This window comes from Pseudanabaena sp. UWO310 (genome assembly GCF_006861605.1).
In the GTDB taxonomy this organism is placed as follows: domain Bacteria; phylum Cyanobacteriota; class Cyanobacteriia; order Pseudanabaenales; family Pseudanabaenaceae; genus Pseudanabaena.
Map to the genome: position 1 here is coordinate 1 of NZ_SELU01000107.1, position 10,015 is coordinate 10,015.

A 10,015-nucleotide genomic window follows, 5' to 3' on the forward strand; every position below is an offset into this window, starting at 1 on the left:
TCAAACTTCGGTTATGGTTCAATTTATTGAACTTATAGCTTTTGTATTTACATATGGATTGAACCACAGAAATAAATGTGAAACTGCTTCTATACATTGCTTTTGTTTCCCGACAAGTCTATTATCATTGAGGAATCAGAATGAACGAAGATAAACTTAACCCAATTCATCCAGGGGAAGTTCTTTTAGAAGAATTTCTTAAGCCGATGAACTTGAGCCAAAATCAACTAGCATTAGCTCTTCGAGTTCCCGCCCGACGTATTAACGAAATCATTCATGGTAAGCGCCGAATTACCGCAGATACGGCAATTCGCTTAGCATTCTATTTTAATATGTCCCCCAGATTTTGGCTCGGATTACAAATGGACTACGATTTAGATATAGCTGAAGATGAAGTTGGCGAAAAGTTAAAAATGGAAGTCTCAGTTTTTAGCTAAAGCGATCGCGGTTTGATTTTTGAATTGGCGATCGTGATGTTTTGGGTGTTGAGAGGGGCGATCGCTGGTTGATTTTTTTGAAGAAGCGATCGTGGTTTTTGGGGTATTGAGCGGGGCAACTGTATTCACATATCAAAACAATTGCTACAGGGATGAGCCCTGATATTTGAGATATAGCGATCGCACTTTTTCTTTGAACTTTTCCCGCACATCTTCTGGTTCGATAATTTCGCAGTCTTCGGCATAGGGCATAATTTCGCGATAAAACCAAAATGTACTGCTAACTGTACGGCTAATTTGGCGAATGGGGTAATCATTTAGCCAAATATCATCGACATCATCTTTTTTCGGTTTGTAGGCAAAGGCGAGTTTGCCTGAAAGTTGGAAGGTGACAGTAACTTGAGCAAGTTGTGATCGCCATTTACCTTGGATCGGGGTAATTGCTGCTTCGGCGGGGATACGATCGATCCTGAGACAGCGATTGTGTCTGAGGGTTTCGATATCATCGCTTCCTGTCGTTTCTGCACACCAACAATCAAGGTAAAGCCGTTTGTCGTGGGGGCTGATTTGGGCATGATAGATTGAGAATTCATGGGGGTGATCGGCGGCATCACGATAGATCAACCGAAAGGGTTGATTTTGTTTGATATATCGATCTAGCACTTGTCGCCAAATTTCAGGAGGTTTGTCTAAAATTCGCTCAATGTCTCGACGTAATGGTGTTGTGATTTCGCTACGTTCTAGCAATAGGTTGGCGATCGCTTTGGCAAGCTCGATTTCACCGTAATCGATTAATAGTCCCAAAGTACGGCTTAGGGCTTCAATGCGATCGCTAGACCAGTCATTATTTTTTGAGATTTGAATTTGCTTACGGGCGATCGCTTCAACGAGCTTGGAGATATTTGGGCGATCGCCCCATTTCATGCCAAGTTCGAGGGCTATTTCCTCTAACTGGGTTTTGTCGCGATCAGATATGGATAATGTGATTGATTCACCTTTACGTCCCATTGATTATTTTGTACGTACATTTTGTACGTTTAAGCTCTTGTTTACTTTAATTATGTGTGTAAAAATAGGTGAAAGCAACAAGTTAAGTACAAATTAATTTGGCGATCGCGCTTTCAGATATTAATGAGGATGTGGAGTTATGAATATTGATCCCTATTAGGGCTTGATTTAAATTGCTGGCTCAGCCTAAACAGTTAACTATTTTCAATCCCTAAAAGGGTTTAAAAGGCTTACTACGAACCGCTTAGATATTATACCTGAAGATCGATCAAAATAAATATTTTTGGCTATACTGTTAACTAGACATATTTTTTATATGCTACACTTCAAAAGTATTAAGTTACTTGAGGTGACAGGTATGAATTACTCAATGACATTTATTGATCGCAAAATCACTGAGTATTCTGAGCAGATTGAGAATTATAAGAAAGAGATCTTACGTCTCAAGCAATTGATTCAAGAGCTTAAATGGCAATGCTTACCTGATGAAGATGGTGATATAGCCAGTTATGACGACATTGCATAAACCCTAATTATGAGGCTTGTATTTTATGTCAAGGTTATTAGGCAGACCGCCAAAAACTCTAGAGGAGCAATACTTTAGCGAGATTCGTCCTGAGTTTTATAAAATTCATGGAAATCATCATCAACATGGTGTAAGGAAAGGAACGACGCTTGCACAACATTTTGATTCTGCTTGTCAATTTGTGCTTACAGTTAGTCGGATCGCAGAAATACCTGAAGATAAACGGGCTGTTTTACTTGCTGCTACGGCTGTTCATGATTTAAATAAGCTTGATCATAAAGGTCGTAATGTTAAGACTTTGGCTAGAAATCGTGAGTTTTTGGAACAAGAACTTTACAGAGTAGGTGTTTCTAGTCTGATTAAGAATGATGAAGATTTAGAATTAGCTAGAAAGTTGATTGAGCGCCACTCTGGACATAATGCTAGTGATGGGGCGCTATTTTTGCCTGAAGATCCGATGATTAGAAGAATTGCCGCAATTCTCATCGCCGCAGATTTGTTTGACTTGGGTATTGCTGAAAAAGAGCGCTTTCGGAAAATTGAGAATGAGTTGACGGTTGCTTTTGGTAGACCTAGCAAGTTATTTAAGGTAAGCGTTTCTCAAGATCGGAGTTACATTACGGCTTTGCTTTTAGGTGCTTGTGAAGAAGTGCTTGCAGAGAAAGGTTTGACAACTTTATCGATATTTCCCGATCATATTCTTTTTGAAGGTAGAACTTTTCCCACTGGCGATCTAACTAGAGAAATTGCTGCTCGTTGGCAATTTAAAATCGATAGTGTTTTTGGTGGGAATATCGATCAATTGGTCAAAGCTACTAAAGACGGTATTAAAATTTCGGCTCATGCTGTGCAACATAATCTTGATGAGGTTTTGGGCGTTGTACTGGCACTGTTAGAGAAGAAAAAAGCAGGATTTAAGTTAGATAAAGTGCAAACTGATGTCAAAAAATGGGGCGGTGAGAAAGCTGGAGAAGAAGCTCTTACTGAAGCGGCTAATGTGGGCTTATTGCCTGTAAGTAATGCCGAAGAGTTCGGATTGTCGGAAGCGTTAAAATCTGCATATTTGAGTTATCGACAAATTGAACCTGAACTTTCGACAGTGCAAGTATGGGATGCGATCGCAAAACATACGGGTTTATCTGAGGTTCAAAGACTTGCTTTAGAGCCATTTGATGCTCAATATGCCCGATCGCTATTTGCAGCTAAAGCGGTTACAAATGGCATAGATGGGGCGATCGCAGCACTTCGAGATTCTTTAGAACTGCGAAAAAATAGCCGTCAGGAACAGAAAGGTTCTGATGTTTCCGAAGAGGTTATTGATGCTGTCAATCGAACTCTCAACTGGCAAGCGACAAGCATTCTCAAGGGAGGTGAAGAATTAGACGCTTATATAAATGCAAATCCAAGGCAACGATGCTCTTTAGGTTCTACCTATGGCGAAACCGATAATTTAGCTGCGCCAACAATGCCCATTGGTACTAAGGTTCAAGTTTTCTCTAATCGTTTACCAGGGGGGATGAGTAGCGATCCAACTAGACAAGCCGATCCGATGACTTCTTTAGGTTATCAGTTAATGAATGTTGGTGCATTTTTCCCTGCGGTTAAAAAAGATCCCCCGTTCTATTTACACTTAGCTTTACCCCAAGGATCATGCCCTGAATTGTTGAGGATTTGGCGAGAATGGATTAGAGAACAAGCGGCAACCAATACAGAAGGAGGAACAGTTAATGTAGATGAACTGAAACTTTATCGGGATAATGAGATCGAGTTTAAATCAAATAAAGTTGTTGGGTTTGCGTTCCCCAAACGACCTGATTTTGTACATGCAAGCATAGTTTTACCTTTGACTTGGGGTGACACAAACGCTTCTTTAGCAATGCTTAAATCTCTGAGATTAGCTCTAGAAATTTCTTTGGCTCCTGATTTTGGATTTCCATTTGTTCTGAGTTCTGGTATGCAGGTGGAAACATTGCATGATGGATTTGGACGAGTGGAAGGAATACCTAGCTCTTTTGGTGGGTTACTCGGATCGGGAAATTACACCTATGAGGAGGCTTTAGAAATACGCGATCGCTTGAGATGTCTAGGAAAATTAGCCTTAGCTGTTTCAAGTCTAAATAAACTTGACGATTGTTTGTATGACTTAGCCCGTGCTACAACCCAGCCATTTAGTCTCTACTATGTGCTGCTACGTTGGATTTTACGAGAGCAGGACGAACCAAATTGGGCATTCAATTGGGATCGGATTCGTCAACCTTTAAACCTTTTAATGGAGAGCCTTATGCCTGACAATAACGCATTAACACATTATCTGAAAGAAGCAACATTTCTTGCCGCAGAAGGGAATTTATGGGGAAGTTCTAATGACAAAAGAACTTCGCTGGTTGAACCTTTTGCTGCAATGGTATCAGCAATTCGTGGGTTGAAATCATATATGCCTCTAGATGTAGTGTTTGCTGCTCTTGTACAGAGCTATCACACACGTCTTGATCGCATTCGAGATTTTCAAGTTGGTTTAACTAAGCTTGAGCAACTCAAGAATTATTATGCTGTTTTGAGATCGCTTTATGAGGATGTCTATCAGGCTAGACCTGAGAAGTTTCTTGCTGATCAGAAAACACTAGAAGCTGCTTATCTATTCTTCTTGCAAGAAGCTAGGCGCAATAAAAAGGCAAAGAGTGAGAACGAAAACAATACCAAAACTATATAAAGGAGATTTCCATGTCTGTTGATAAACTTTCTAAATTTCTTGCTACCACTTACGAGAACTTTCCAAAAGGTCGCACCATTGGCTTAGTTGTGTTGAGGACTACGCTATCTGAAACAATTTTTCGTACAGAAGGTACTGGGGAGCCAATCTGCCGTGAGTTTGTTCAAGCAGGAGAAACTGACCCTAGTATTATTCAGCGTCTTGTCATGACGAAACGCAAACAAGTTGCGCCCGAACGTCGCAAAGGTCGCGAATTTCTTCGTGCTGAATCGCTGCTTTATCCAAGTAAAGATGGTACTTTCTGCTCATTAAATACGAATGCTCCCTGTGAGATGTGCGTGGATTGCTTCCTATATGGATTTGCTGCGGGTGGAGGTGGAGCGCAAAAAAGTCGAATCTGGACTGAAGACGCTTTTAGTTTGTTACCAGCTTCTGATCTAATCGGTGATCGCACCATCAACGCTATTTTTGAAACTGGCACAATGCGCGATGAAAAAGGTAATGCTTCAACTGCATTAAATACCAGCGAATACATTAAGCCTAGTGTGCATTTTCTAGATGTAGTCACGCTCAAAGATGTTACTGCGGATGAGTTGCGCTACATTGTTGGCAACATCTTGTTAACCAGTCGCTATGGTGCTGTATCTAGTCGTGTTGGTCGTATGGAAAATCAGATTCTTGGCATTTTTGGCGGTATTGCTGAATTACCCAGTTCTTTAGAGTTGGTGCAGTCAGTTCATGATGCGTTTACATCTTCAGGCAAAGCTCTTGAGCATCCATTTGAATCACAAGCGATCGCTGATGTCACCAAACAAGTTATCTCTAATTGGACAAATAAGCGAGGTGTCTCAGTGAAACTATCTGATGCAGAAGTATCTGAACTCATTGCCGATGTCGATCGCCACTGGTCAGAAGATGAGCGTGATAGCTTCTTGAAACGTCTTGATGCTTCTTATGAGCCATTCCGTCATGCTCCTGCGGAGAAAAAAGCCAAAGGTAAAGGCAAGGCTAAAGACACTGAAGCAGGAGGCTAACCCATGCCTCGCAATGCAAACGAACAGTTAAGTTTACTAACTAAACCAGAAACTCCCGTTGTTAACTTCCAAAAAGCTAGACTTGTTGAGCTATGGTGTGCTGAGTCGATCTTCTTTTCTTCTAGAGAGTTGTCGGACTGTTACTACACAGAAGGAGTGATTGGGAACTATGCCCTTGCCTATGCGTTAGGTTGGGCGCGATCGCCTTATCGCTTAACGGGAACAAGTACAGGTAAACCAACTTACCGCGAAGACTTAACACCGTTAGCCCATGAGTGTTACGTCTTGCCAGCATGGTCAGCCGATGGCAATGTGAAGTTTCGATTTGAGCGTTTTAACGCCCTTTCTGATTCCTATTGGTATGCGATGACAAACAATCGAGTTGCTACTTCACGGGAAGATTTACCACTATGGAGACAAGGACAAAAAATTAGTTCATTTCGTCCAAGTAACTTTCCTCAAACTGGAAAACTGCGTTTAATCGATCGCGGTAATTGTTTTCATACATTGATTTTTGGCGATCGCGAGTTACCCGAATATATCCGAGTTGGTAAGTTTATGAGCAAAGTGAGAGTTCGTATTCTCGATGAGTATGCAGTGAACTATTTGCCTGATGGACAGCATTCTTGTCAAGGGCTTTTAAACACAGCAGATTTGCCTCAAAACTTATCTCTCTTGTCCTTTGACTTACTTTCTATTCCGCCTGTCTCGCTAATCAGAAACCTTGTTTTTCAGGGTGCAGCTTGGCGGATGGGTGATTACACAATTCCTGCAAATTCTCACTTTTTGGGAGGGAGTGCTTAAAATGTCTAGCCCCATCACAATTGAACTTGAGCCTAAAAGCATCGCTAGTTGCGAACCTCCCGAAGAGTTAAAATTTTTAGGGCATACTTTGCAGCATCAAGTCGATGTATTTGAGAAGTCCCGCGATCATGACATCATCATGGATCTTGCGCCTACAGGGACAGGTAAAACTAAAGCAGGTTTATCTGTGTTGCTACATAATCGCGATCGCAGTGCTATTTATATTGCACCGACTAACGCCCTTGTAGAGCAGCAAACCGAAGCAGCTAAGCAATTTGTAAAAGATGCAGGGCTGAATCATTTTGTGATCGCCGCATCTGCTAAAGAAGTTCGCGCATGGTCAAACGATCGCGTTGGTTCTCGCCCAGGGGAGAAGATCTATAACTTACTTCGCAACCCTGCGATATTTTTCCCTGAATTAGAAGAATATCGACCGATTCTCTTAGTCACAAACCCTGACTTGTTTTACTATGCGACTTTCTTTGCATACAACCGACTAGATCGGGTTAATATTGCCAGCACTTTTTATAATCAATTTGCCACCGTCATTTTTGATGAGTTCCATCTTTATGATGCTAAGCAACTCGTGAGCTTATTTTTCTATCTTGCCTTTTCTCAAGTATTTGGATTCTTTGAGAATAATAGAAAAGTTGTTTTATTGACTGCTACACCCGATAAAACCTGTGAAGCTGCTTTATCTGAACTTGTAAAACAAAAGGTTAGGATCAAAAAAATTAGCGGGGAATCAATAACCGATCGCATGATTCCATCACAAACATCTGTATGTTTGGGAATCAAGCCTCAAAGCGATCTCGATTCACTTTTAGAGGCAATTGCTAATGAAGTTAAACAACGCTTTGAAAATCATCCCGATCGCAACGGTGCAATCATTCTTGATTCTAAAGATCACATCAATCGTTTAGCCGATCTCCTTCATACAAAAAGACTTGGTAAATACATTGGCAGAATCACAGGCTCCACACCAAAAGGCGATCGCAAATTAGCAGCACAACAGCCAATTATTTTAGCGACTAGCACTGTTGATGTTGGCTTCAACTTTGAGCGTAGTCCCGACCCTGCTCGTCAAAACCTAGATTGGTTAATTTTTACAGCCCGCGATCGCGCTGCTTTTTGGCAAAGAATCGGGCGAGTTGGGCGGGTTTTGGGTAAGTCAGAAACAAATATTCCATCTGAAGCGATCGCTTACTTGCCTGAAACTGCATGGGAACAAGGAATTGCCGATCTTAATTGTGATGGTGGGCGCTCTGCATTGACTGAAAAGCTAGAAGAATTGAAATCCCTTGATAAACCATTTTTACAAATTTATTGGCAGTCTGAAGCATTTCTAGAAATTGCCAAGCCCTTGTTAGTTTTAAGCGATATGATGGAAAAATTGCCTCAAGCAGATTTCATCCCTAAACTTTATGAAACGCTCAAAGTTATTTTAGGAGGTCGTAAGGACTGGAATTATTACAAACATAGAATGAGAGCTTTACAAGGAGCCGAATCTTTATCTCGTTCAAAGCCTGAAGAACTTAAAGGAGATCCCCTTAAATTTTTGGGGCAAGCAAAATATGATTTTGTGAATGCTTTTCTCAAGGCAAGATATCCAGAAGAAGCAGAAGAATTGAGAGCTAAACGTACAAGTCTAAGTGACTATGAAAAGCTTTTCAAAGAAGACCAAGAGGTGTTTGCTGAGCTTAAAGATTTTGCAACTTGCCTCAGTACTAGTTATGCTCCTCTTTTCCAGTTTCGAGAAAGTCTGTTTGAGAACTTAGGAATTAGCGATCCTAAAGGTTTGATTCTGGACTATTCCGAAGAAACAGAACTTGATCCCATTCATTTGCTCAGGCATTACGAATTTATTGCTAGAGGTTCTGAAATTGAGATCACAAAACGAGCTAATCCACCCTATACAATTAGCTTTAGTTGGCGCTTTCACGGATCGAGACAAGATTTTTTAAATACTCAAATCAATAAATTAACTGTTCTCAAAGGCTGTAATATCCAAAGAATGCTTGACGGAGCAATTTTCCCAACACCTTTGTTAAAGTCTCTAGAGAAAGAGTTGCTTTCAGGAGTGATAATTTGCCCTATATCAAGTGCTAGTGCTTATTTCACCCTAAGGAAGATGAGAATTACAGCTTATCCTATTACGGTTAAAGGCAATGATTTTGAGAAAGAATATGCCTTTCTACCAGCCCTATCAGGGATTCTAACTGCTGCAATGGCTGGTATTAAAATCCGCTTAATGGATGAAGAAAACTTTTGGATTGCTTAATTGGAGGCATAACCAATGATTGCTAGACAACCAGAACTAACCTACTCAGAATATCTCGCCTACGAACAAAGTCGCCCCACTAAGCATGAGTTTCTAAATGGACAAATCTTTACAATAGCTGAGGAAGATGAAAATCATAATTTAATTGTTGGCAATCTAGTCGGTTGTATCCTCCCACATTTGCGCGGTACTGGCTCTCGGTTGTTAGCTCTAGCCATGAAACTCACGATCGCCTCTGCAAATAACGCAACTTATTATCCTGACGTGATGGTAGTTTGCGATCGCACCGATAGCGATCCCTATGTTAAACAGAAACCTTGTCTTTTAATCGAGGTTCTATCACCTTCTACAGCCATGCTAGATCGGCGAGAAAAGCTTTTCAACTATCAGAAATTGGAATCTTTGCAAGAATATGTCTTAGTTTCCCAATCTGAAATCAAGGTAGAGCTTTATCGCCGCGATCCTGAAGGTTGGTTAGTCCAATCCTTAAGTATGGGCGAAAGCTTACAATTGCAATCGATTGATTTAGCGATCGCCCTTGCAGATATTTATGAGGATATCGAGTTATGAAAAAATGAATGAAATCATTTGAGCGATCGCAACTGCTCAATTAAGCCCCAAAGCCCTTTTGATTTTTCTTAGACTTGATTGGTTTCAGTGGTTTACCACTATTAGCGATCGCTAATCTCGTATTTCTCTTTTTCTGATATTCCTTGATTCTGGTTGCCAAAGGATGACTCGAATCGAGTCTGAGATGAGTAAGAGACATTACAAATGCACCAACATTTTTATCGTCTTTTGAAGCTTCTCCAGCCTTGGTAATTAAGGTGCACAGGATACCTCCCATATCACTGGAGTAGAACAATTTATCGATTTCATACACCTGATCTGGATCTGAAACGTTAACACCCTGTTCTTTGAGTCCTTGAAATCCTCTCTCTGTAATCCGAACATTTATGGGAAGGCTAGATTCCATATCTACATAAAGTTGACGGGCTAGAACTGGATCGTCAATGGTCGATATCGCAAACATTCTCTCGGTTTGTGCATCCATATTTTTTGGTGATTGGTAATAGGTGATTGGTAACTATAGCAAAGAAAGGGATAGTTAGGACAATTGACAGAAGGCTTGCTGTACGGCATCCCATAAACTTTCACATTGTCCAATAATCACACTGACATGATGTTTTAACCTTGCCCAAAATTTCTCAATCT

The 10,015-nt window shown here is 40.8% G+C and carries 10 protein-coding genes; 7 read left to right on the forward strand and 3 right to left on the reverse strand.

All coding sequences use genetic code 11. The annotated features are described in order from the left end of the window. The first annotated feature begins 140 nt into the window (after positions 1–140). Positions 141–437, forward strand: coding sequence for a HigA family addiction module antitoxin (locus PseudUWO310_RS22140; RefSeq protein WP_143190528.1), 297 nt, complete (start codon positions 141–143; stop codon positions 435–437). On the opposite strand, the gene PseudUWO310_RS23160 is transcribed toward PseudUWO310_RS22140, so the two are convergent. Further along, a complete protein-coding gene (locus tag PseudUWO310_RS23160; protein WP_190316129.1) occupies positions 423–566 on the reverse strand; it encodes a hypothetical protein in 144 nt (47 codons plus the stop codon). The two genes, PseudUWO310_RS22140 and PseudUWO310_RS23160, sit on opposite strands and share 15 nt — an antisense overlap. 15 nt (positions 567–581) lie before the next feature. After that, complete coding sequence (locus tag PseudUWO310_RS22145) at positions 582–1,445, reverse strand: helix-turn-helix transcriptional regulator (RefSeq protein WP_143190529.1); 864 nt, start codon at positions 1,443–1,445, stop codon at positions 582–584. 358 nt (positions 1,446–1,803) lie between these two features. On the opposite strand from PseudUWO310_RS22145, the gene PseudUWO310_RS23165 reads away from it, so the two are divergent. Genes PseudUWO310_RS23165 through PseudUWO310_RS22170 form a run of 6 tightly spaced genes read left to right on the forward strand, consistent with a single transcriptional unit; the run spans position 1,804 to position 9,370 of the window. Further along, positions 1,804–1,971, forward strand: coding sequence for a hypothetical protein (locus tag PseudUWO310_RS23165; protein ID WP_162615735.1), 168 nt, complete (start codon positions 1,804–1,806; stop codon positions 1,969–1,971). Between the two features lie 25 nt (positions 1,972–1,996). Further along, positions 1,997–4,681 carry a CRISPR-associated protein Csc3 gene (locus tag PseudUWO310_RS22150; protein WP_223805812.1) on the forward strand — a complete coding sequence of 895 codons (2,685 nt, stop codon included), beginning with the start codon at positions 1,997–1,999 and terminating at the stop codon, positions 4,679–4,681. Positions 4,682–4,692: 11 nt separating this feature from the next. Next, positions 4,693–5,715, forward strand: a complete 1,023-nt coding sequence (cas7d, locus tag PseudUWO310_RS22155) for a type I-D CRISPR-associated protein Cas7/Csc2 (RefSeq protein ID WP_143190531.1) — start codon at positions 4,693–4,695, stop codon at positions 5,713–5,715. A gap of 3 nt (positions 5,716–5,718) precedes the next feature. Then, complete coding sequence (cas5d, locus tag PseudUWO310_RS22160) at positions 5,719–6,519, forward strand: type I-D CRISPR-associated protein Cas5/Csc1 (RefSeq protein ID WP_143190532.1); 801 nt, start codon at positions 5,719–5,721, stop codon at positions 6,517–6,519. A 1-nt stretch (position 6,520) separates the two neighbouring features. Continuing rightward, positions 6,521–8,800, forward strand: coding sequence for a type I-D CRISPR-associated helicase Cas3' (cas3, locus tag PseudUWO310_RS22165; protein ID WP_143190533.1), 2,280 nt, complete (start codon positions 6,521–6,523; stop codon positions 8,798–8,800). A gap of 15 nt (positions 8,801–8,815) precedes the next feature. Next, positions 8,816–9,370 (forward strand): Uma2 family endonuclease, encoded by a 555-nt coding sequence (locus PseudUWO310_RS22170; protein ID WP_143190534.1) that lies wholly within the window; start codon positions 8,816–8,818, stop codon positions 9,368–9,370. Between the two features lie 40 nt (positions 9,371–9,410). On the opposite strand, the gene PseudUWO310_RS22175 is transcribed toward PseudUWO310_RS22170, so the two are convergent. Next, entirely contained in the window at positions 9,411–9,854 is a 444-nt protein-coding gene (locus PseudUWO310_RS22175; protein WP_143190535.1) for a hypothetical protein, read from the reverse strand. Between the last annotated feature and the right edge of the window lie 161 nt (positions 9,855–10,015).

Coding starts and splice junctions, on each gene's coding strand:
- PseudUWO310_RS22175 (WP_143190535.1), bottom strand. CDS start 9,854: ATGGATGCACAAACCGAGAGAATGTTTGCGATATCGACCATTGACGAT.
- PseudUWO310_RS22170 (WP_143190534.1), top strand. CDS start 8,816: ATGATTGCTAGACAACCAGAACTAACCTACTCAGAATATCTCGCCTAC.
- cas3 (WP_143190533.1), top strand. CDS start 6,521: ATGTCTAGCCCCATCACAATTGAACTTGAGCCTAAAAGCATCGCTAGT.
- cas7d (WP_143190531.1), top strand. CDS start 4,693: ATGTCTGTTGATAAACTTTCTAAATTTCTTGCTACCACTTACGAGAAC.
- PseudUWO310_RS22140 (WP_143190528.1), top strand. CDS start 141: ATGAACGAAGATAAACTTAACCCAATTCATCCAGGGGAAGTTCTTTTA.
- PseudUWO310_RS23165 (WP_162615735.1), top strand. CDS start 1,804: ATGAATTACTCAATGACATTTATTGATCGCAAAATCACTGAGTATTCT.
- PseudUWO310_RS22145 (WP_143190529.1), bottom strand. CDS start 1,445: ATGGGACGTAAAGGTGAATCAATCACATTATCCATATCTGATCGCGAC.
- PseudUWO310_RS22150 (WP_223805812.1), top strand. CDS start 1,997: ATGTCAAGGTTATTAGGCAGACCGCCAAAAACTCTAGAGGAGCAATAC.
- cas5d (WP_143190532.1), top strand. CDS start 5,719: ATGCCTCGCAATGCAAACGAACAGTTAAGTTTACTAACTAAACCAGAA.